This window comes from Pseudomonas sp. GM25 (assembly GCF_000282255.1).
Lineage (GTDB): Bacteria > Pseudomonadota > Gammaproteobacteria > Pseudomonadales > Pseudomonadaceae > Aquipseudomonas > Aquipseudomonas aphyarum.
In genome coordinates this window covers 25,464-45,544 of the sequence record NZ_AKJQ01000030.1, presented here as the reverse complement: position 1 = coordinate 45,544, position 20,081 = coordinate 25,464, and the positions used below count along the sequence as shown (strand labels likewise).

Genomic DNA, 20,081 nt, shown 5'->3' with positions numbered 1-20,081 from the left:
CTGCGGTGCGACATTCCGACGAAGAGCGGCATTGCGCCTTGTGTGAGCCAATCGCTGTCTATACTGTATATGCGAACAGTATCGAGTCCGTGCCATGCAAATCATCGACAAGCTCAGCATCCTCGCCGACGCCGCCAAGTACGACGCCTCCTGCGCCAGCAGCGGCGCGCCCAAGCGCAGCTCCGAGGGCAAAAGCGGGCTGGGTTCGACCGATGGCATGGGCATCTGCCACAGCTACACGCCGGACGGGCGTTGCGTGTCGCTGCTCAAGATTCTGCTGACCAATTTCTGCCTCTACGACTGCCAATATTGCGTCAACCGCCGCTCCAGCGATGTGCCGCGTGCGCGTTTTACCCCAGAGGAAGTGGTGACGCTGACGCTGGATTTCTACCGGCGCAATTGCGTCAGCGGGTTGTTTCTCAGTTCGGGGATCATCCGTTCGGCGGACTACACCATGGAGCAACTGGTGCGCGTCGCGAAGCTGTTACGCGAAGAGCATGAATTCCGTGGCTACATTCATCTCAAGACTATTCCCGATGCGGATCCTGCGCTGATCGAAGAGGCCGGGCGTTACGCCGACCGCTTGAGCGTCAACATCGAATTGCCCACCGATGCCAGTTTGCAGACGCTGGCGCCGGAGAAGCATATCGGTTCGATCAAGCAGGCGATGAACACCATCTACACCGGTGTGCAGACCGTGCTCAACGAACCCCGCGCACCAAAGTTCGCCCCGGCCGGGCAGAGCACGCAGATGATCGTCGGTGCCGATGACACCGACGACAGCACCATTCTGCACAGTGCCCAAGCGTTGTACGGCAACTTCCGTCTGCGCCGGGTCTATTACTCGGCATTCAGCCCGATTCCCGACAGCCCGAAAAGCGTACCGTTGGCCGCGCCACCGCTGATGCGCGAGCACCGCTTGTATCAGGCGGATTTTCTGTTGCGCGGTTATGGCTATACCGCTGGTGAATTGCTTCAGGGGCCGGGCAATCTGGCGCTGGACATCGACCCGAAACTGGCCTGGGCACTGCAGAATCGCGATGTGTTTCCGCTTGATCTTAACCGCGCCGAACCGGCGCTGATCTCACGTATTCCCGGCATTGGCCTGCGTACCACTGAGCGATTGGTAGAACTGCGTCGGCAGCGGCGCATTCGCTACGAGGACGTGGCGCGCATGCGTTGTGTGCTGGCCAAGGCCAAGCCGTTCATCATCACCAGCGATTACCACCCGCAGCAGGCCGAGGTCACCAGCCAGATGCTCTATCAGCAACTACGCGACCGACCAATGCCGCAGCAGATGGGGCTGTGGGGATGATCAACCTCGATTGTGACGACCTGTTCGACAGCTGGCGTCAGCAGGCGCGCTGGCTGCTCAGCCATGAAATCGATCCGAGTCTGGTGAGCTGGGCGGCGGAAGGGGTGAGTGATCTGTTTGCCAGTGACGTGGCGGTGCCGGAAGGACAGGGGCCATTTCAGGCGCGGATCCCGCGTGCGTTGCTCGACACCCTGGAACAAGCGTCACGCTACCGTGGCGATCAGCGCTGGAGCCTGCTGTATGAAGTGCTGTGGCGAGTCAGCCACGGCGATCGCACCGCAATGATGGCCGGCGACAAACTGGGCAGCGAGTTGCAGCGGCGGATCAAGCAGGTGCAGCGCGAAGCCCATCACCTGCATGCGTTCGTGCGTTTCATCGAGCGCCCGGCGGAGCTGCCGGGCCCGCAATACGTCGCGTGGCACGAACCGGCCCACGACATTCTGCACAGCGCCAGCGAACACTTCATCGGGCGCATGGGCCGGCATCGTTGGCTGATCGCCACACCCCGCGACGGGGTTTATTACGATGGCGAACAACTGATCCATCAACGGCAGTGCCCGGTGGAATGGCAGCAACTGGCGCAGAGCGTCGACGATCCCCACGGTGACTTATGGTTGACGTACTACAGCCACATCTTCAACCCGGCGCGGCTGAACGAGAAAGTCATGCAGGGGCATTTGCCGACGCGGTTCTGGAAGAACCTGCCGGAGGGGGAGCTGATTCCCGGATTGATAACCCAGGCGCGAATGGGCAAGCAGCAGAACGGACAGGCGAGCGGGATTGCCGGTCGCGCGGGCAAGCGAATTGCCATGAAGGCCAACGAGCGAGGCGAATGAAAAAGCCCCCATCGATCACTCGATGGGGGCTTTTGTACATCTGGCCGTCAGATCAAACCTTGACGATCCAGCCTGCTGGCGCTTCAACGTCGCCGGTCTGCACACCGGTCAGCTCTTTGTAGAGCTTCTGGGTCACAGGGCCGACTTCGGTTTCGCTGTGGAACACGTGCAGGTGGTCGTTGTAGCTGATGCCGCCGATCGGGGTGATCACTGCAGCAGTACCGCAAGCACCGGCTTCTTTGAAGTCCGACAGCTTGTCGATGAACACGTCGCCTTCGACCACTTCCAGGCCCAGACGGGACTTGGCCAGTTCGATCAGCGACAGACGGGTGATGCCCGGCAGTACCGATGGCGAGTTCGGGGTGATGAACTTGTTGTCGTGGGTGATCCCGAAGAAGTTGGCCGAACCGACTTCCTCGATCTTCTTGTGGGTCAGCGGATCCAGGTAGATGGCGTCAGCGAAGTGCGCCTTCTTGGCCTGGGAGCCCGGCATCAGGCTGGCGGCGTAGTTGCCACCGACCTTGGCGGCACCGGTGCCTTGTGGCGCGGCGCGGTCGAAGGTGGAGATCTGGAAGTTGTGCGGGGTCAGGCCGCCCTTGAAGTAGGCGCCGACCGGGATCGCGAACACCGAGAAGATGAACTCAGGTGCGGTACGCACGCCGATGTTGTCACCCACGCCGATCACGAACGGGCGCAGGTACAGCGCGCCGCCGGTGCCGTAAGGCGGGATGAAGCGCTCGTTGGCGCGAACCACTTCCTTGCACGCTTCGATGAACTGCTCGGTGGACACATGCGGCATCAGCAGCCGGGCGCAGCTGCGCTGCATGCGCGCGGCGTTCTGGTCCGGACGGAACAGGTTGATCGAGCCGTCCTTGCAACGATAGGCCTTCAGGCCCTCGAAGCATTGCTGGCCATAGTGAAGGGCAGTGGAGCCTTCGCTGATGTGCAGCACGTTGTCTTCGGTCAGGGTGCCTTTGTCCCACTCGCCATTGCGAAAGTACGACAGATAGCGTTTGTCGGTCTTGATGTAGTCAAAACCCAGCTTGTCCCAGTTGATGCTTTCGTTACCCATGACACCCTCTATCACTGAACAACCGCCGAAGCGGTTCAAGGCTTCTGACGTTTTTTTGGATGGGCACAACAATACTTCATTCTTGAGCGGTTTCGCAGCCCGGGCGATGGGGGGAGCAGCAGATTTATTAGCCTGCTTATGAAAAAACTCCCCCGCGTCGGGTTTTTGATCGTTTCCACGCGGAGCGTGGGAATGATCTGCGACCGAGAGTTACACGTGCAACGCGTGCCCAAGCGCACGCAACGCCGCTTCCTGCACCGCTTCACCCAGGGTCGGGTGCGCGTGGATGGTGCCGCCGATGTCTTCCAGTCGCGCACCCATTTCCAGGCTTTGCGCGAACGCAGTCGACAGCTCAGACACCCCGACACCCACCGCCTGCCAGCCGACAATCACATGATTGTCCCGACGAGCGACCACCCGCACGAAACCGGTTTTCGATTCCAGCGTCATCGCCCGGCCATTGGCCGCGAACGGGAAGTTCGACACGATGCAGTCAAGTCCCGCCGCCTTGGCTTCATCCGGCGTCTTGCCGACGACCACCAGCTCCGGGTCGGTGAAGCACACCGCAGCAATGGCGGTCGGGTTGAATTCGCGTGTTTTGCCGCTGATCAGCTCGGCAACCATCTCGCCCTGAGCCATGGCGCGGTGGGCCAGCATCGGCTCGCCGCTTAAATCGCCGATGGCGTAGACATTGCGCATGCTGGTCTGGCAGCGGCTGTCGATCTTGATCGCCGAGCCGTTCATGTCCAGGTTCAGCGCTTCGAGGTTCCAGCCCTGGGTATTGGGTTTGCGACCAACGGCCACCAGCACCTGATCGGTTTCCAGGTTCAGGGTGTCGCCGTTCGGATCGCGCACCTGCAACGTACCGTCGAAGCCCAATACGCTGTGTTTCAGGTACAGCTTAACGCCCAGTTGCTTCAGTGCATCGTGCACCGGTTGGGTCAGTTCGGCGTCGTAGGCCGGCAGGATTCGATCCTGCGCCTCGACCACGCTGACCTCGGCGCCGAGCTTGCGATAGGCAATGCCCAGTTCCAGACCGATGTAACCACCGCCGACCACGATCAGACGTTTCGGAACCGATTTCGGCGCCAGCGCTTCGGTCGACGAAATGATCGGCCCGCCAATCGGCAGGATCGGCAGGTTGACGCTTTTCGAACCGGTGGCCAGCACCAGGTGTTCGCACTGGATGCGGGTGTCGCCGACTTCTACGGTCTTGCCGTCGATGACCTTGGCCCAGCCATTGATGACCTGAACCTTGTGCTTCTTCAGCAATGCGGCGACGCCGGTGGTCAGGCGATCAACGATGCCGTCCTTCCACTCAACGCTTTTAGTGATGTCGAGGGTCGGCGCCGAAACGCTGATGCCCAGTGCCGAATGCTGGTTGTGGTGTTGAGTCTGGTGAAACTGCTCGGCTACGTGAATCAGCGCTTTCGACGGAATGCAGCCGATGTTCAGGCAGGTGCCGCCCAGCGATTCGCCCTCGACCAGAATGGTCGAAATGCCCAGTTGCCCGGCGCGAATGGCCGTCACGTAACCGCCGGGGCCGCCGCCGATGATCAGCAGCGTGGTGTTCAGAGTTTGCATGCCATCACTCCACAAACAGGGTCGCGGGTTGTTCGAGCAGGCCACGAATGGCCTGGATGAAGAGCGCCGCGTCCATGCCGTCGACCACGCGGTGATCGAAGGAGCTGGAGAGGTTCATCATCTTGCGGATCACCACCTGGCCTTTGACGACCATCGGGCGTTCGACGATTTTGTTGACGCCGACGATCGCCACTTCCGGCAGGTTCAGCACCGGGGTGCTGACGATGCCGCCGAGGGCGCCGAGGCTGGTCAGGGTGATGGTCGAGCCGGACAGTTCATCGCGGCTGGCCTTGCCATTGCGGGCGGCGTTGGCCAGACGGGAGATTTCCGCCGCGCTGTCCCACAGGCTGCGCGCCTCGGCGTGACGCACCACCGGCACCATCAGGCCGACATCGCTTTGCGTAGCGACGCCGACATGCACCGCGCCGAGGCGGGTGATGACCTGGGCTTCGTCGTCGTAACGGGCATTCATCTGCGGGAAGTCGCGCAGGGCGACGACCAGTGCGCGCACGAGGAACGGCAGCAAGGTCAGCTTGCCACGGCTGGCGCCGTGTTTTTCGTTCAGGTGGGCACGCAGTTCTTCAATCGCGGTGACGTCGATTTCCTCGACATAACTGAAGTGCGCGGCACGCTGAGTGGCGTCCTGCATGCGCTGGGCAATCTTGCGGCGCATGCCGATAACCTGAATCTGTTCTTCATCGTTACGCTGGGCGTACGCGGCGGCGACCGGCGCCGAAGCGTTCGACTGACCTTGCGCCAGATAGGCGTCGAGGTCTTCGTGCAATACGCGACCGGCCGGGCCGGAGCCGCGCACCAGACGCAATTGAATGCCCAGGTCCAGCGCATGTTTGCGCACGGCCGGCGAAGCCAGCGGACGCTCATCGGCTTCGCGGGCAACCAGCGGGCCCTGGCAAACGGCAGCCGCCGGACGCACTGCGGCAACAGCAGGTTTGCTTTCAACGACAGCTTCAACTTTGGCTGCGACGGGTATTTCTTTCGCCGCAACAGGCGCCGGTTTGTCCGACTCCTTCAGATTGCCGGCGCCTTCAACCTCAATGCTGATCAGGATACTGCCGACCGCCATCACTTCACCCGGCTGACCGCCGAGTGCAATCACCTTACCGTGTACTGGCGAGGGAATATCGACCATCGCCTTGTCGGTCATCACATCCGCCAGCACCTGATCTTCAACGACCAGATCACCAACTTTTACGTGCCACTGCGACAGTTCTACTTCTGCGATGCCTTCGCCGATGTCCGGCATCTTGATAACGTGCGTGCCCATTCAGACCTCCATGACCCGTTTCAGCGCCGCGCCCACTCGGGACGGCCCAGGGAAATACGCCCACTCCTGCGCGTGCGGGTAGGGGGTGTCCCAACCGGTGACGCGTTCGATCGGCGCTTCCAGGTGGTGGAAGCAATGCTCTTGCACCAGCGACACCAGTTCGGCGCCGAAGCCGCAGGTGCGGGTGGCTTCGTGAACCACGACGCAACGGCCGGTTTTCTTCACGGATTTGACGATGGTTTCCAGGTCCAGCGGCCACAGGCTGCGCAGGTCGATGACTTCAGCGTCAACACCGCTTTCTTCAGCCGCAACTTGCGATACGTAAACGGTGGTGCCGTAGGTCAGCACGGTCACGTCCTTGCCCGGACGGGTGATGGCGGCAACGTCCAGCGGCACGGTGTAGTAACCGTCCGGTACTTGCGCGGCCGGGTGTTTCGACCACGGGGTTACCGGGCGGTCGTGGTGGCCGTCGAACGGGCCGTTGTACAGGCGTTTAGGCTCGAGGAAGATCACCGGGTCATCGTTTTCGATGGAGGCGATCAGCAGGCCTTTGGCGTCATACGGGTTGGAAGGCATGACGGTGCGCAGGCCGCAGACCTGAGTGAACATCGCCTCGATGCTCTGACTGTGGGTCTGGCCGCCGTAGATGCCACCGCCGCAAGGCATGCGCAGGGTCATCGGAGCGGTGAACTCGCCGGCCGAGCGATAACGCAGACGGGCGGCTTCGGAAATGATCTGGTCAGAGGCTGGATACACATAGTCGGCGAACTGAATCTCGGCGACCGGGCGCAAGCCATAAGCGCCCATGCCCACGGCGACGCCGACGATGCCGCTTTCGGAGATCGGTGCGTCGAACACCCGCGAGGTGCCGTACTTGGTCTGCAGGCCTTCGGTGCAACGGAACACGCCGCCGAAGTAACCGACGTCCTGGCCGAACACCACAACGTTGTCGTCACGCTCAAGCATCACATCCATGGCCGAGCGCAGGGCCTGGATCATGGTCATGGTGGTCGTGGTCATGGCGGTTTCCAACTGAATATTGTTGTTGTGATCGTTCATGTCAGATCCCCAACTGCTGACGCTGGCGCTTCAAGTGCTCCGGCATCTCTTTGTAGACGTCTTCGAACATGGTCGCGGCGCTTGGAATCTGGCCGCCGGCGAGAGTGCCGTACTGTTCGGCCTGTTTCTGTGCGGCGATCACTTCGGCTTCGAGCTCGGCGCTGACGGCGGCGTGCTCTTCTTCCGACCAGTGGCCGACCTTGATCAGGTGCTGTTTCAGGCGGGCAATCGGGTCGCCCAGCGGGAAGTGGCTCCAGTCGTCGGCAGGACGGTATTTGGACGGATCGTCGGAGGTCGAGTGCGGGCCGGCGCGGTAGGTGACCCATTCGATCATGGTCGGGCCGAGGTTGCGGCGGGCGCGTTCTGCAGCCCAGGCGGACGCGGCGTAGACCGCGTAGAAATCGTTGCCATCGACCCGCAGCGAGGCGATGCCGCAACCGACGCCGCGTCCGGCGAAGGTGGTGGCTTCACCACCGGCGATGGCCTGGAAGGTCGAGATCGCCCACTGGTTGTTGACCACGTTGAGGATCACCGGCGCACGGTAAACGTGAGCGAAGGTGAGGGCGGTGTGGAAGTCCGATTCGGCGGTGGCACCGTCGCCGATCCAGGCCGAGGCGATTTTGGTGTCGCCCTTGATCGCCGAGGCCATGCCCCAGCCCACGCCCTGGATGAATTGAGTAGCGAGGTTGCCGGAAATGGTGAAGAAACCCGCGTCCTTGACCGAGTACATGATCGGCAACTGACGGCCCTTGAGCGGATCGCGCTCGTTGGACAGCAGTTGGCAGATCAGGTCGACCAGCGGTACGTCGCGGGCCATCAGGATGCTTTGCTGGCGGTAGGTCGGGAAGCACATGTCGTCGATGTTCAAGGCCAGGGCCTGGGCGCTGCCGATGGCTTCTTCGCCAAGGCTCTGCATGTAGAACGACATTTTTTTCTGACGCTGGGCGACCACCATGCGGTTGTCGTAGATCCGGGTCTTGAGCATGGCACGCATGCCTTTGCGCAGGATCTCGACCGGCACGTTTTCGGCCCATGGGCCGAGGGCGTTGCCCTGGTCGTCGAGCACGCGGATCAGGCCACGGGCCAGGTCGGCGGTGTCGGCGGGTTCTACGTCGATGGAAGGTTTGCGCACCGTACCGGCATCGGTCAGATGCAGGTAGGAGAAATCGGTTTTGCAGCCTGGGCGGCCCGAGGGTTCAGGGACGTGCAGACGCAGCGGTTCATACGCTTGGGTCATGGCTTCTACGCTCGATCTTGTGAATTTCTTGTAGTGAGCTGGCAGTCATTCTTCGATAAAAGAAATCTTGTCCTACAACAATCATAGGCCCGGGCAAGAAGAATATTTCTCTCTGTTTCGTTGCGCTGGAGATCATTTGCAGATAGAAATTCTGCATAAACATAAAAAACAGGTGGTTTTGTCTCATGCGCAAACTGGACCGTACCGACATCGGCATTCTCAACAGCCTTCAGGAGAACGCGCGCATCACCAACGCTGACCTTGCCCGTTCGGTCAATCTGTCGCCGACGCCGTGCTTCAACCGGGTCAAGGCGATGGAGGAGCTGGGGCTGATCCGCGAGCAGGTGACCCTGCTGGATGCCGACCTGCTGGGGCTGCACGTGAACGTGTTCATTCACGTCAGCCTGGAGAAACAGGTGGAAGAAGCTCTGCAGCATTTCGAGGAGGCGATTTCCGATCGGCCGGAAGTCATGGAGTGCTACTTGATGGCCGGCGACCCGGACTATCTGATCCGGGTGTTGGTGCCGACCATTCAGGCGCTCGAACGCTTCATGATGGATTTTCTGACCAAAGTCCCCGGCGTGGCGAACATCCGGTCAAGCTTTGCGCTCAAGCAGGTGCGCTACAAGACGGCGTTGCCGTTGCCGGCGAATGGCTTGACGCTGGGTAACTGAGTGCGATGCAGTTCATAGGTATTCATAGCGATATTCCAGGTCTTCGGTAACGAGGGTCTGCTGAACGGTAAAGCTCTGAGGCCAGGGAGCGGGTTCGTTTTCCGGGTGAAAGACCAGTGTCGAGTGACTCAGGTCGTCCTGCGTGAAGGAGGGGACGTTCGGATGCAGCTTCTTCCACCGCTCCCAGAGCAGATCCAGATAGCAATGATGCAGAAAGAATATCGGGTCGTTGGGGGACGATGCTTCCATCATGTTGCCCCCGATCCAGGCATGTACCTGATTGTGCAGTTCGCGCTCGGAGACGTTTTCCCAACCGCCCGGCTCCATCCAGTACGACGTTCTGTTCAGGGCCGAAACGACGGTTTCTGGTGACGGCAAGGCACCCGCAGCACCGAGATTGCGGCGCACCCCGGCGTTACCGAACCCCTCGTCCCATACGGAGACAATGAATGACGATTGTGTACTGGAAAAGGGCCCGGTTGTTACCAGCATGTTTTGGGTATTGTCACCGTTGCCGCCCATGAAGTCCGAAGTGAACGGATTGTCGGCGCCGCCGAGTTGCCAGTTCCAGTAGGGCAGGGTGATGCGAGGGTCATCAGCAGCGGCCTGCAGCGCCAACTCGAACTGGCGGATCAGCACACGGTGCCACGGATAGAACAGGGGGCTGCGATGCGGATTGGGAACAAGAGGATTACCTCGTCCCATTGAATTCTTGTGGATCTGTACAAAATCGTCGTAACGGCTTTGCTGGCCGGGACGCAGTACGCTGTTCACGTTGTTTTTCAGCCTCAGGACCGCGTTGATGAAGGCGGCCTTTTCCTCCCGGGACAGATCCCGGTGGTTGCGGCGAATATCCATATTGCCAAATCTCCATGGGTTGATTACCCCATGAAGTCTGCCTGTCGGCCGAGATTACGCCCAGTTCACGGGATCCGACGTGACAGGTACGAATACCCTTGTTTCCGGTCCCCTCAATGATTTTTCTTACACCGCGTTGATCGGAATCTTCAGGTAGACAACGCCATTGCCTTCCGCGGGCGGTAAATTTCCCGCCCGCACGTTGACCTGAATCGCCGGCAGCAACAGCGTCGGCATGCCCAGCCCTGCATCGCGCTTGATGCGCATCTCGACAAACGCGGCTTCATCGACGCCGTCATGCACATGGATATTGCTTTTACGTTGTTCGCCAACGGTGGTCTGGCACTGCGAGTCGCGACCTTGCGGCGGGTAGTCGTGGCAGACGTAGAGCTTCACGCTGGCAGGGAAGGCCAGCAATTTGTGAATCGAGTTGAACAGTTGATGCGCGTTGCCGCCGGGGAAGTCGCAGCGGGCGGTGCCGACGTCGGGCATGAACAGCGTGTCGCCGACCAGAATCTGTTCGCCGTCGATCAAATAGGCCATGTCCGCCGGGGTGTGACCGGGGACGTGCAGGGCGGTGGCCTTGAGATTGCCGATTCGGAACGACTCGTTCGGCGCGAATAGATGATCGAACTGCGAGCCATCGACGCGAAATTCCGGTTCCAGGTTGAACAGCGCCTTGAACACGTTCTGCACTTTGCTGATCGACTCGCCAATCGCGATTTTCCCGCCCAGTTCCCGGCGCAGGTACGGCGCGGCGGACAAGTGATCGGCGTGCGCGTGGGTTTCCAGCAGCCACTGCACTTGCAGGTTATGAGCCCGCACGAAGGCGATGATCTTGTCCGCCTGAGCCGTGCAGGTGCGGCCGGCGGCACCGTCGTAATCAAGCACCGGATCGACGATCGCGCACTGTCCGCCGTCGGCCTCGTAGACCACGTAGCTGTAGGTCGAAGAGGCGGGGTCGAGGAAAGCTTCAATCAGCGCGGGCATGGACGCGGTCCTGTGCAGGAAGGTGAAAAGTCAGGTTGCAACACTTTATGTAAACACATAATGTCCGCAGCTTAAGTGACGTTGAAGGCATCCTGCAAATGCAATCCAGTCTGACCGAATGTGAAGTCGCCCAACTGCGCGCCTCGGCCTCCAAGGCCTGTTCGCTGCTCAAGGCATTGGCCAACGAAGATCGATTGTTGATCCTGTGCCAGTTGACCCAGGGCGAACGCAACGTCGGCGAGCTGGAGAAAATGACCGGCGTGCGTCAGCCGACCCTGTCCCAGCAACTGGGCATCCTGCGCGATGAAGGGCTGGTCGCGACCCGTCGTGAAGGCAAGTACATTTTTTACGGTCTCGCCAGTCACGAAGTGATCCAGGTGATGAAAACCCTTTCCGGACTCTACTGCGGAGCCGTGCTCAAAAGCTGGGCGCAATAGACCCGGCTATCCTTGCGTGCAGCTATAAGGAATAAACAATGAACGATCAACACTGGGGCCCATCCATCAGTGCGGACATCGTGGTCATCGGCGGTGGCACTGCCGGCATCGGCTTTGTCGCGAGCCTGCTCAAGCGCGATCCCGGCCTGAAAATCACGGTGATCGAGCCGAGCACCCTGCATTACTACCAGCCGGCGTGGACGCTGGTCGGCGGTGGCGCCTTTGATGCCAAAGACACCGCCCGACCGATGAACAAGGTGATGCCGCGTCAGGCCACCTGGATTCAGGCAGCCGTGACCGGTATCGATCCCGACCAGCGCCGTCTCACCCTCAACGATCAACGCACGGTCACCTATCAGAACCTGATCGTCTGCCCCGGCCTGCGCCTGGCGTGGGAGAAGATCGAAGGCCTGCAGGAAAGCCTCGGTCAGCACGGCGTCACGTCCAACTACAGCTATCAGCACGCGCAATACACCTGGGATCAGGTGCAGAAACTGCGCGGCGGCAAAGCCCTGTTCACCCAGCCGCCGATCCCGATCAAGTGCGCCGGCGCGCCGCAAAAGGCGCTGTACCTGTCTTGCGATCACTGGCTCAAGCGCAACGTGCTGAGCAAGGTCGACGTTGAGTTCAATCTGGCCGGTGCCGCGCTGTTCGGCGTCCCGACCTTCGTGCCGCCGCTGATGAAGTACATCGAGAAATACAACGCGCGGCTGGCGTTCAATTCGAACCTGGTGAAGGTCGATGGCCCGGCGAAAACCGCCTGGTTCGACGTCAAGGATGCGGACGGCAACGTCATCCGTCAGGCCAAGACCTTCGATCTGCTGCACGTCGTCCCGCCGCAGGTTTCACCGGATTTCATCGCACAAAGTCCGCTGGCCGACGCCGCCGGATGGTGCGAGGTCGATCCGCACACGCTGCAACATCCGCGTTATCCCGAAGTGTTTGCCCTGGGTGATATCTGCGGCACCACCAATGCCAAAACCGCCGCAGCAGTGCGCAAACAGGTCGTGGTGGTGGCGCAAAACCTTCTGGCGTTGCGCAAGGAACTGGCGCTGCCGCTGAAGTACGACGGCTACGGTTCCTGCCCGCTGACGGTGGAGAAGGGCAAGGTGATCCTCGCCGAGTTCGGCTACGGCGGTAAGTTGCTGCCGACCTTTCCCCTCGACCCGACCGTGCCGCGCCGCTCCGCGTGGTGGCTGAAGGCGACGCTGCTGCCGTGGTTCTACTGGAACGGCATGCTCAAGGGCCGCGAATGGCTGACAAGTCTGTCCAGGGTCGACTGAGAACACTCTATGTTGCTGGCAAGTCTGTTTGGCGTGGTGATGGGATTGATCCTCGGTCTGACCGGGGCCGGCGGCGGAATTCTCGCCGTACCGGCGCTGGTGCTCGGGCTGGGCTGGACGATGACGCAGGCGGCGCCGGTGGCGTTGTTTGCGGTCGGCAGCGCTGCGGCGGTCGGTGCGATCGACGGTCTGCGCCATGGTCTGGTGCGTTATCGCGCGGCGCTGTTGATCGCAGCGCTCGGCGCGGTGTTTTCGCCGGTGGGCATCTACTTCGCTCATCAATTGCCGGAAAAGATCCTGATGATCCTGTTCAGCCTGCTGATGGTGATGGTGGCGTGGCGCATGTTGCGTCGCGAACGCCAGCAAGAGGGCCCGAGCGACCATGGTCACGCCAGTTGGGGCCAGAAAAACTGCATGCTCAATGAGCAGACCGGCCGTTTCGACTGGACCGCCAAATGCACCGCGACCCTCGCGGCGCTCGGCGCGGTCACCGGCGTGGTGTCCGGGTTGCTGGGGGTAGGTGGCGGGTTTCTGATCGTGCCGGCGTTCAAGCAACTGACCGACGTGCAGATGCGCGGCATCGTTGCCACGTCCTTGATGGTCATCAGCCTGATTTCCGCCATCGGCGTGATCGGCGCGTTTCATGCCGGGGTGCGCATCGATCATCTGGGCGGATCGTTCATCGTCGCCAGCATCGTCGGCATGATTATCGGCCGCAAACTCTGCGCGCGAGTGCCGGCGAGGACGTTGCAGGTGGGATTCGCCAGTGTGTGCCTGGTGGTTGCGGCTTATATGCTGCTGCGGGCGTGAGTCGTTAAGCAAAGAAAAAAATCGCAGCCTCGGCTGCGATTTTTTGTCACTGGTTATACGCCGCCTCGGTGTTGTCGATCAGCGGGTTTTTCTCGGTCAGGACGATCTGGGCAATTTGATCCTTGCGCATGAATGTCACCTTTGGATGCGACTGCGCGTAACGGATAAAACGCTCCATGGCCTCGACCATTGCCGGTGTGCCGCCGATGCGGTCGTGCAGACTCACCGACATCATCCGCCGCTTGCTCGCGCCTTCGGCGTAGAGGCGATCGAATTCCAGCACCAGTTGCTGATAGAACTGCTCGGCGGAGAAGTGTCTGCCTTCGATCAGCACGATGTCGTTGTTGCGCAGGGTGTACGGCACCACGGCGAATTTACGCCCGCGAACCATGGTCACGAACGGCTCATCGCGGCTGACATCGTCGATGTGGTAGGTGAAATTCAGATCCTGCAGCACCTTCAGCGTATTGGGACTGCGCCGCAGCCAGTTGGCGTTGTAGCTGACCGAGCGCTGACCGGTGATTTTCTCCACCGCTGCGACGCCGTCACCGATGAACTGTTTTTCCTGGGCGTAATTCATGTTGTACGAATCGGCCCAGCGCATGCCGTGGGCCGCCAGTTCATGGCCGCGCTCGGCAATCGCCTTGGCCAGTTCCGGGTGCTTGAGCGCCGCTTCGCCGACCACGTGGGAGGTGACCTTGATGCCGGTGCGATCCCACAGATCGAGCATGCGCCACAGGCCTTCCTTGTAGCCGTAATCGAACCAGGTCTGCGCCGGCAGGTCCGGATAACCTTTTGCCAGCGGTGTGCCGGAGAACGGGCTTTCAGCGCCCTCGGGCTGGCCGCCGGTTTCGAATTGCATCGACACCGAAATCACCAGTTGCGAGCCGTCCGGCCACGGGCGTTCCTGGGCGAAGGCGAGGGCGGGCAGCAACAGTGCGGCGGCCAGCAGGTTTTTCAGCAGACGCGGGGAGCGTTGCCAACGGGGAGTGGTCATATCGGGCACCTTGCAGGTTGAGAAGTGCTGCAAGGTTGGCATTCGCCAGGCCCGGGAAAAATCCGCTGCGGGCGAGATGACTTTTAAACAAAATTTACGAATCCACCCCAAACCCGTGTGAGCAAGCCTCCACAGGGATATGTGTTTGGCTGCCGTTTTGCGGCACACTCAAGCCATCACCGTACAAGGCCGATCAATGAACCAATACGCCCCGCGCAACTGGCAGCCGCACGAGAAGCCCAGTCTGCCCGGTTCCCCTTCGACACCGTTGCACTCCAACCCCAAGCGCCTGGCCTATGCGCTGGTCGGGTTGCTGGTGGCGTTGACCGGCGGGTTGGGCAATTCACTGGTGGTCGCCAACCTGCCTTACCTGCAAGGCGCGCTCGGGGCGACCACGGCGGAGATGGCCTGGCTGCCGGCGGCGTATGTGATGACCAACGTGTCGATGAACCTGCTGCTGGTGAAGTTTCGCCAGCAGTTCGGCCTACGCGCGTTCACCGAGGTGTTTCTGGTGCTGTATGCGCTGGTGACCTTTGGCCATCTGTTCGTCAATGACCTGAATTCGGCGATCGCCGTGCGTGCGGCCCACGGCATGGTCGGCGCGGCGTTGAGTTCGCTGGGCCTGTATTACATGGTGCAGGCGTTCCCGGCCAAATGGCGGATGAAGGCGTTGGTACTGGGGCTCGGCACTTCGCAACTGGCCTTGCCGCTGGCGCGACTGTTTTCCGAAGACCTGCTGCAGATCGCCGAATGGCGCGGCCTGTACCTGTTTGAATTGGGCATGGCGCTGTTGTCGCTGGGCTGCGTATTGATGCTCAAGTTGCCGCCGGGTGACCGGTTCAAGACCTTCGAACCGCTCGACTTCCTTACCTTCGCGATCCTTGCCAGCGGCGTGGCCTTGTTGTGCGCCGTGTTATCCCTCGGCCGGATCGACTGGTGGCTGGAAGCCGACTGGATCGGCATCGCCCTGGCCGCGTCGATTGCCCTGATTCTCGCGGGGCTGGCCATCGAACATAACCGCAGCAACCCGATGCTGATGACCCGCTGGCTCGGCAGCGGAGTGATGATCCGTCTGGCGCTGGCGGTGATCCTGATTCGCATGGTGACCTCGGAGCAATCCACCGGCGCCGTCGGCTTCATGCAAAACCTGAACATGAGCAGTCAGCAGCTTCATAGCCTGTATGTGGTGATGCTGATCGGCAGCGTCGCCGGGCTGCTGACCAGTGCGCTGACCATCGACCCGAAACACCTGCTGATGCCGCTGATTGTTTCGCTGGCGTTGATGGCCACCGGCTCGATCATGGACAGCTCATCGAACAACCTGACCCGCCCCGGCAACCTGTATTTCAGCCAGTTCCTGCTGGCGTTCGGCAGTACCTTCTTTCTCGGCCCGACCATGGTGCTGGGCACGCGCAACGTGCTGACCAACCCGCGCAACCTCGTGAGCTTTTCGGTGTTGTTCGGGATCTGCAACAACCTTGGCGGCCTGATCGGCGCGGCGTTGCTGGGGACCTTCCAGATCGTGCGCGAGAAGTTTCATTCCAGCCACATCGTCGAGCAACTGGTGATGTCTGATCCCCGCGTCGCCGCGCGAGTGCAGAGCGGCGGTTCGGCGGTCGGCTCGCTGATTGCCGACCCGAGCCTGCGCAATTTGCAAGGCATTCGCAGCCTGGCCAACGCCGCCACCCGCGAAGCCAACGTACTGGCCTATAACGATGTGTTCATGCTGATCGCGGTGATCGCGATCCTGACCATGATCTGGATTTCCATCCGTGCGCTGTGGCTGATCAGCACCACCCGAGCCGTCGCCCCGACACCTTCCGTACCTTCCAGCGGTGCCACTTCTTCATGACCGAACCGACTACCACGACCACCAATGCCATCGCCGCCACCCCTGAAGGCGTGGCGCCGCCGTCATCACCGAACACCGAGCCGCGCTCGTTGCGGGTGCGGATCATCTCGTCGCTGGGCTTTGCCGCGATTGCCATCGTCGGTGTGCTGATCGTGCTGTATGCCTGGCAGTTGCCGCCGTTCAGCAGCGCGGTCGAGACCACTGAAAACGCCCTGGTGCGCGGTCAGGTGACGATCATCGGCCCGCAGCTCAGTGGTTATGTGTTTGAAGTGCCGGTGCAGGATTTCCAGTTTGTGAAGGAAGGGGATTTGCTGGTGCGTCTTGATGACCGCATCTATCAGCAACGTCTCGACCAATCGCTGGCACAACTGGCGGTGCAGAAGGCCTCACTGGCCAACGTGGTGCAGCAGCGCAACAGCGCCGAGGCGACAATCAAGCTGCGGCAGGCAGTAGTGGCCGACAGCGAAGCGCAGCTGCGCAAAAGCGAGGCGGATCTGCGACGCAACAAGGCGCTGGTCAACGACGGCTCCGTGTCAAAACGCGAGATGGATGTGGCGCTGGCTGCCAACGCGCAAAGCATTGCGGCGGTGGCGCAGGCCAAGGCCAATCTGGAAATCGCCCGGCAGGATCTGCAAACGGTGATCGTCAATCGCGGCTCTCTGGAAGCGGCGGTGGCCAGCGCCGATGCGGCGGTGCAGCTGGCGCGGATCGACTTGTCCAATACCCGGATCATCGCTCCGCGTGACGGTCAGCTTGGGCAGATCGGCGTGCGTCTCGGCGCCTACGTCAACTCCGGGGCGCAGTTGATGGCGCTGGTGCCGAACCAGAAATGGGTGATCGCCAACCTCAAGGAAACCCAGATGGACAATGTGCGCGTAGGGCAACCAGCGAGCTTCACCGTCGATGGTTTGAACCACCGCAAATTCACCGGCCACGTGCAGCACATCTCGCCGGGCACCGGTTCCGAATTCGCGTTGTTGCAGGCTGACAACGCCACCGGCAATTTCGTGAAAATCGCCCAGCGGGTGCCGGTGCGCATCACCATCGATCCGGATCAGCAGGAGAGCGAGCGCCTGCGGCCGGGGATGTCGGTGGTGGTCAGCATTGATACGGCGGCGGGCGACACCCAGAAACACTGACCTCAAGCGGCGATCATTGGCGGCAGGGTGCCGAGCACGGAAACCGCCGCCACGGCGCCGATCCCCAGCAGCCATTCGAGCATGACGCTGCGTTTGAGGGTGTCGATCCGCTGTTCGCAATCGTTGATCCGCAGGCGATTGAACAGCGCCAGTGCAAGCATGCCGAACACCAGCAGCGCCTTGATCAACAGGATCAGGGCGAACCCCGAGAACAGCGGCGTCGGCCACCATTGGCCGGTGAGCACGCGCACATTGATCAGCCCGGTAATCAGCAGGCCGGCGACCAGCCCGTAGCCGAGCCCGCTGAATCGCCGCAGGACTTCGCGCACGGCCTGCTCGGGTTGGCGCAGGATCATCACCAGCATCAGCAGCCCGCCAAGCCAGGCACCGACGCAAGTCAGGTGAATTACCTGATTGAGGATCAGCATTTGCCCGCTGAAGCCATCGAGCATCGCGCCGTGACCGACCGGCGCCAGTGTCATCAGCAGCAGTGCGCTCAGGCCCAGCCGCAAGGGCCGGTTCGAACGCCACGGCGTAAACAGCAACGCCAGCAACAGCGCATTGATCAACAGATGCCAGCGCCAGACCTGACCGAAAAACGTATGACCGAGAACCAGCTCGACGGTGGCCGGATCAAGCGCGGCAGCCGCCGAACCGGCCATGCTTGCAGTAATCAACAACGCCCAGATGACGCCGCTGGCCAGGGCAATCGCCGCCAGCCAGCGAGCCAGTCGCGCCAGCTGCTCATCCAGAAGCGGCGCTTCATCCTTGAGCAGCAGCGGCCTGAACAGCCAGGCCCCGAACAGCATCAACACCACGATGAAATGCAGAAACCGGCACAGCACCAGCGCTTCACTCATGAATTACTGGCCAACCTTGAACTGATAAGCGCCTTCGCTTTTGTGCGTATCGACCGACACCGCATGCCATTCGACCTTGTATTCGCCAGCGGTCAGCGGTGCTTCGGGGGTGACGATCAGGGTTTTCTTGTCACCTTCGGTGGTCAGCGGTTTGACCGCCACCGGCTTGCCATCGTGGGTCACGGTGACTTTGGTGAAGCTGGCTTCGACGCCTTCGGAAAACACCAGGCGTAGATCCGCCGGTGCAGCGACGGTGCTGTCGGCAGCCGGGGTCTGGCTTTTCAGATGGGCGTGGGCGAACGCCTGGGAAGTGACGACTAGCGAAGCCAGCAGCGCGCCAGCGGTGAACAGGTTTTTCATCGACATGGAAAGATTCCTTTCAGTGAAATGGCGGGCTGAGTATAGAACGTGGATCACAGGGCTTTCAGGCGCATGTGAATGACCGGAAAGGGCCGGCCTTCGCCGTCGAGTGCCGAGCGGCCGATGTCTTCGAATCCGTAGTGCCGGTAGAAACCGTGGGCCTGCGGGTTCTGTTCGTTGACGTCGACCTTCAGCAGCGGGCGGCGGACGTGATCGAGCAAGCGTCGGCCGATGCCCTGGCCACGCTGAGTCGGGTCGATGAACAGCATCTGCACGGTGTCGTCGTCGGTGGCGATGAAGCCTGCCGGAGAGTGATCGGGGTTTTCGAAGACCTGCACGTCCAGCGCAGGCAGGTAGGTGTCACGCACCAGCGGGAACAGCCGATGGATGTCGTCTTCCGGGAGAAAGTCGTGAGTGGCGCGGACCGAGCGCTCCCACAGTTCGGCGAGCTGCGGATCATCCGCAGCGATGCGCTTTCGAATGGTCATGGACAGATCCTTCAGTGTCTGACGGGGAGAAGGAGGGCGATCCTAAACCAGAAAAAAGCCCAAGTGTGTGAAGAATCGTTCTCGGCTGTCGCCCCTTGCCCAGAGCGGATGCTAGTCTTCAACAACGTTGTCTTCAGGGAGCCCTCATGGGCAATCACAAGATCGAAATCCGCCGCACCAACGTCGACAAGATCCTGCTGGCGGCGGAAAAAGTCTTCGCCGAAAAAGGCTTCGGCGGCACCGCCATGGCGGACATTGCTGCTGAAGTGCAGCTGCCGCGATCCAATCTGCATTATTACTTTTCGACCAAGAGCGAGCTGTACAGCGCGGTGCTGTTCGACCTGCTGGAAGTGTGGAAGCAGGACGCGCTGTGCTTCGAGATGTTCGACGATCCGCGCGTGGTGCTCAGCAGCTACATCCGCGCCAAGATGAACCACTCGCGCAGCCGGCCTTACGGGTCGAAAGTCTGGGCCAACGAAATCATCCACGGCGCACCGACCTTGGGGGAGGCGCTGGATGTGAGCCTGTACGACTGGGCGAAGATGAAAGAGGCGAAGATCCGGCAGTGGGTGGAGGACAAGCGGATTCTGCCGGTGGAGCCGTCGAGTTTGTTGTACATGATCTGGGCGTCGACGCAGCACTATGCGGACTTCGATCATCAGGTGAATATTTTGAATGAGCACCAGCCGCTGTCGGACATGCAGTTCGAGCGGGCGGTGCAGACGGTGACTAGCGTGATTTTGCGGGGGATTGGGTTGGAGCCCTGAAAGTCAAAAGCCGCCCCTCACCCCAGCCCTCTCCCGGAGGGAGAGGGGGCCTACGGAGGAGTCTTGCGAGCTACATCGACCTGCAAGACCGGGTCGATTATGGATTCAAAGCAGATCGTTCATGTCGGTGCAGTTCATCAATATTCCCCGGTCGGTTCCCTCTCCCTTTGGGAGAGGG

The 20,081-nt window shown here is 61.1% G+C and carries 20 protein-coding genes; 9 read left to right on the top strand and 11 right to left on the bottom strand.

The window, feature by feature from the left end; translation table 11 throughout:
• The first annotated feature begins 94 nt into the window (after positions 1 to 94).
• Together PMI24_RS08700 and PMI24_RS08695 are read left to right on the top strand one after the other, a co-directional pair.
• Complete coding sequence (locus PMI24_RS08700) at positions 95 to 1,315, top strand: putative DNA modification/repair radical SAM protein (RefSeq protein WP_007952915.1); 1,221 nt, start codon at positions 95 to 97, stop codon at positions 1,313 to 1,315.
• Positions 1,312 to 2,151, top strand: a complete 840-nt coding sequence (locus PMI24_RS08695; RefSeq protein WP_007952914.1) for a TIGR03915 family putative DNA repair protein — start codon at positions 1,312 to 1,314, stop codon at positions 2,149 to 2,151. Before PMI24_RS08700 ends, PMI24_RS08695 begins: the two co-directional genes overlap by 4 nt.
• A 52-nt stretch (positions 2,152 to 2,203) precedes the next feature.
• On the opposite strand, the gene PMI24_RS08690 is transcribed toward PMI24_RS08695, so the two are convergent.
• The 5 genes from PMI24_RS08690 to PMI24_RS08670 all read right to left on the bottom strand — a co-directional run bounded on the left by PMI24_RS08690 (position 2,204) and on the right by PMI24_RS08670 (position 8,388).
• Positions 2,204 to 3,223 (bottom strand): branched-chain amino acid aminotransferase, encoded by a 1,020-nt coding sequence (locus PMI24_RS08690; protein WP_007952913.1) that lies wholly within the window; start codon positions 3,221 to 3,223, stop codon positions 2,204 to 2,206.
• Between the two features lie 210 nt (positions 3,224 to 3,433).
• Positions 3,434 to 4,807, bottom strand: coding sequence for a dihydrolipoyl dehydrogenase (lpdA, locus tag PMI24_RS08685; RefSeq protein WP_007952912.1), 1,374 nt, complete (start codon positions 4,805 to 4,807; stop codon positions 3,434 to 3,436).
• Between the two features lie 4 nt (positions 4,808 to 4,811).
• A complete protein-coding gene (locus PMI24_RS08680) occupies positions 4,812 to 6,092 on the bottom strand; it encodes a dihydrolipoamide acetyltransferase family protein (RefSeq protein ID WP_007952911.1) in 1,281 nt (426 codons plus the stop codon).
• Positions 6,093 to 7,151 carry an alpha-ketoacid dehydrogenase subunit beta gene (locus PMI24_RS08675; RefSeq protein WP_007952909.1) on the bottom strand — a complete coding sequence of 353 codons (1,059 nt, stop codon included), beginning with the start codon at positions 7,149 to 7,151 and terminating at the stop codon, positions 6,093 to 6,095. It lies immediately after the preceding gene.
• Between the two features lies 1 nt (position 7,152).
• On the bottom strand, positions 7,153 to 8,388 hold the full coding sequence (locus PMI24_RS08670; RefSeq protein WP_007952906.1) for a 3-methyl-2-oxobutanoate dehydrogenase (2-methylpropanoyl-transferring) subunit alpha: 1,236 nt from the start codon (positions 8,386 to 8,388) through the stop codon (positions 7,153 to 7,155).
• Positions 8,389 to 8,573: 185 nt separating this feature from the next.
• Between PMI24_RS08670 and bkdR the strand changes: the two genes are divergently transcribed.
• On the top strand, positions 8,574 to 9,062 hold the full coding sequence (gene bkdR / locus PMI24_RS08665; RefSeq protein WP_007952904.1) for a Bkd operon transcriptional regulator BkdR: 489 nt from the start codon (positions 8,574 to 8,576) through the stop codon (positions 9,060 to 9,062).
• 12 nt (positions 9,063 to 9,074) lie between these two features.
• Here the strand turns inward: bkdR and PMI24_RS08660 are convergent, their stop codons facing one another.
• Positions 9,075 to 9,920, bottom strand: coding sequence for a tyrosinase family protein (locus tag PMI24_RS08660; RefSeq protein WP_007952901.1), 846 nt, complete (start codon positions 9,918 to 9,920; stop codon positions 9,075 to 9,077).
• A 126-nt stretch (positions 9,921 to 10,046) separates the two neighbouring features.
• Entirely contained in the window at positions 10,047 to 10,910 is an 864-nt protein-coding gene (locus tag PMI24_RS08655) for an MBL fold metallo-hydrolase (protein ID WP_007952899.1), read from the bottom strand.
• A gap of 98 nt (positions 10,911 to 11,008) precedes the next feature.
• Between PMI24_RS08655 and PMI24_RS08650 the strand changes: the two genes are divergently transcribed.
• The 3 genes from PMI24_RS08650 to PMI24_RS08640 are packed head-to-tail and all read left to right on the top strand — an operon-like array spanning position 11,009 to position 13,440.
• Positions 11,009 to 11,347 carry an ArsR/SmtB family transcription factor gene (locus tag PMI24_RS08650; protein WP_007952897.1) on the top strand — a complete coding sequence of 113 codons (339 nt, stop codon included), beginning with the start codon at positions 11,009 to 11,011 and terminating at the stop codon, positions 11,345 to 11,347.
• A gap of 38 nt (positions 11,348 to 11,385) precedes the next feature.
• The gene (locus PMI24_RS08645; protein ID WP_007952895.1) at positions 11,386 to 12,630 is read left to right on the top strand and encodes an NAD(P)/FAD-dependent oxidoreductase; all 1,245 of its coding nucleotides are present in this window, start codon (positions 11,386 to 11,388) and stop codon (positions 12,628 to 12,630) included.
• A gap of 9 nt (positions 12,631 to 12,639) precedes the next feature.
• The gene (locus PMI24_RS08640) at positions 12,640 to 13,440 is read left to right on the top strand and encodes a sulfite exporter TauE/SafE family protein (protein WP_007952893.1); all 801 of its coding nucleotides are present in this window, start codon (positions 12,640 to 12,642) and stop codon (positions 13,438 to 13,440) included.
• A 46-nt stretch (positions 13,441 to 13,486) separates the two neighbouring features.
• Here PMI24_RS08640 and PMI24_RS08635 read toward each other — a convergent pair whose 3' ends face one another.
• Complete coding sequence (locus PMI24_RS08635; protein ID WP_007952892.1) at positions 13,487 to 14,437, bottom strand: polysaccharide deacetylase family protein; 951 nt, start codon at positions 14,435 to 14,437, stop codon at positions 13,487 to 13,489.
• 196 nt (positions 14,438 to 14,633) lie between these two features.
• Between PMI24_RS08635 and PMI24_RS08630 the strand changes: the two genes are divergently transcribed.
• Positions 14,634 to 16,289, top strand: coding sequence for an MFS transporter (locus tag PMI24_RS08630; RefSeq protein WP_007952891.1), 1,656 nt, complete (start codon positions 14,634 to 14,636; stop codon positions 16,287 to 16,289).
• A complete protein-coding gene (locus tag PMI24_RS08625) occupies positions 16,286 to 17,428 on the top strand; it encodes an HlyD family secretion protein (protein ID WP_007952890.1) in 1,143 nt (380 codons plus the stop codon). The genes PMI24_RS08630 and PMI24_RS08625 overlap by 4 nt, the downstream gene beginning before the upstream one ends.
• A 2-nt stretch (positions 17,429 to 17,430) precedes the next feature.
• Here PMI24_RS08625 and copD read toward each other — a convergent pair whose 3' ends face one another.
• From copD to PMI24_RS08610, 3 genes are read right to left on the bottom strand one after another with little or no spacing between them, the layout of a single operon-like run.
• The gene (gene copD, locus PMI24_RS08620; protein ID WP_007952889.1) at positions 17,431 to 18,288 is read right to left on the bottom strand and encodes a copper homeostasis membrane protein CopD; all 858 of its coding nucleotides are present in this window, start codon (positions 18,286 to 18,288) and stop codon (positions 17,431 to 17,433) included.
• Between the two features lie 3 nt (positions 18,289 to 18,291).
• Positions 18,292 to 18,654, bottom strand: a complete 363-nt coding sequence (gene copC / locus PMI24_RS08615) for a copper homeostasis periplasmic binding protein CopC (RefSeq protein ID WP_007952888.1) — start codon at positions 18,652 to 18,654, stop codon at positions 18,292 to 18,294.
• A gap of 47 nt (positions 18,655 to 18,701) precedes the next feature.
• On the bottom strand, positions 18,702 to 19,136 hold the full coding sequence (locus tag PMI24_RS08610) for a GNAT family N-acetyltransferase (RefSeq protein ID WP_007952887.1): 435 nt from the start codon (positions 19,134 to 19,136) through the stop codon (positions 18,702 to 18,704).
• A 146-nt stretch (positions 19,137 to 19,282) separates the two neighbouring features.
• On the opposite strand from PMI24_RS08610, the gene PMI24_RS08605 reads away from it, so the two are divergent.
• A complete protein-coding gene (locus PMI24_RS08605; protein WP_007952885.1) occupies positions 19,283 to 19,903 on the top strand; it encodes a TetR/AcrR family transcriptional regulator in 621 nt (206 codons plus the stop codon).
• Positions 19,904 to 20,081 lie beyond the last annotated feature (178 nt).

Coding starts and splice junctions, on each gene's coding strand:
- copD (WP_007952889.1), bottom strand. CDS start 18,288: ATGAGTGAAGCGCTGGTGCTGTGCCGGTTTCTGCATTTCATCGTGGTG.
- bkdR (WP_007952904.1), top strand. CDS start 8,574: ATGCGCAAACTGGACCGTACCGACATCGGCATTCTCAACAGCCTTCAG.
- PMI24_RS08625 (WP_007952890.1), top strand. CDS start 16,286: ATGACCGAACCGACTACCACGACCACCAATGCCATCGCCGCCACCCCT.
- PMI24_RS08695 (WP_007952914.1), top strand. CDS start 1,312: ATGATCAACCTCGATTGTGACGACCTGTTCGACAGCTGGCGTCAGCAG.
- PMI24_RS08630 (WP_007952891.1), top strand. CDS start 14,634: ATGAACCAATACGCCCCGCGCAACTGGCAGCCGCACGAGAAGCCCAGT.
- PMI24_RS08690 (WP_007952913.1), bottom strand. CDS start 3,223: ATGGGTAACGAAAGCATCAACTGGGACAAGCTGGGTTTTGACTACATC.
- PMI24_RS08605 (WP_007952885.1), top strand. CDS start 19,283: ATGGGCAATCACAAGATCGAAATCCGCCGCACCAACGTCGACAAGATC.
- PMI24_RS08660 (WP_007952901.1), bottom strand. CDS start 9,920: ATGGATATTCGCCGCAACCACCGGGATCTGTCCCGGGAGGAAAAGGCC.
- PMI24_RS08650 (WP_007952897.1), top strand. CDS start 11,009: ATGCAATCCAGTCTGACCGAATGTGAAGTCGCCCAACTGCGCGCCTCG.
- PMI24_RS08675 (WP_007952909.1), bottom strand. CDS start 7,151: ATGAACGATCACAACAACAATATTCAGTTGGAAACCGCCATGACCACG.
- PMI24_RS08610 (WP_007952887.1), bottom strand. CDS start 19,136: ATGACCATTCGAAAGCGCATCGCTGCGGATGATCCGCAGCTCGCCGAA.
- PMI24_RS08655 (WP_007952899.1), bottom strand. CDS start 10,910: ATGCCCGCGCTGATTGAAGCTTTCCTCGACCCCGCCTCTTCGACCTAC.
- PMI24_RS08680 (WP_007952911.1), bottom strand. CDS start 6,092: ATGGGCACGCACGTTATCAAGATGCCGGACATCGGCGAAGGCATCGCA.
- copC (WP_007952888.1), bottom strand. CDS start 18,654: ATGTCGATGAAAAACCTGTTCACCGCTGGCGCGCTGCTGGCTTCGCTA.
- PMI24_RS08670 (WP_007952906.1), bottom strand. CDS start 8,388: ATGACCCAAGCGTATGAACCGCTGCGTCTGCACGTCCCTGAACCCTCG.
- PMI24_RS08645 (WP_007952895.1), top strand. CDS start 11,386: ATGAACGATCAACACTGGGGCCCATCCATCAGTGCGGACATCGTGGTC.
- PMI24_RS08635 (WP_007952892.1), bottom strand. CDS start 14,437: ATGACCACTCCCCGTTGGCAACGCTCCCCGCGTCTGCTGAAAAACCTG.
- PMI24_RS08700 (WP_007952915.1), top strand. CDS start 95: ATGCAAATCATCGACAAGCTCAGCATCCTCGCCGACGCCGCCAAGTAC.
- lpdA (WP_007952912.1), bottom strand. CDS start 4,807: ATGCAAACTCTGAACACCACGCTGCTGATCATCGGCGGCGGCCCCGGC.
- PMI24_RS08640 (WP_007952893.1), top strand. CDS start 12,640: ATGTTGCTGGCAAGTCTGTTTGGCGTGGTGATGGGATTGATCCTCGGT.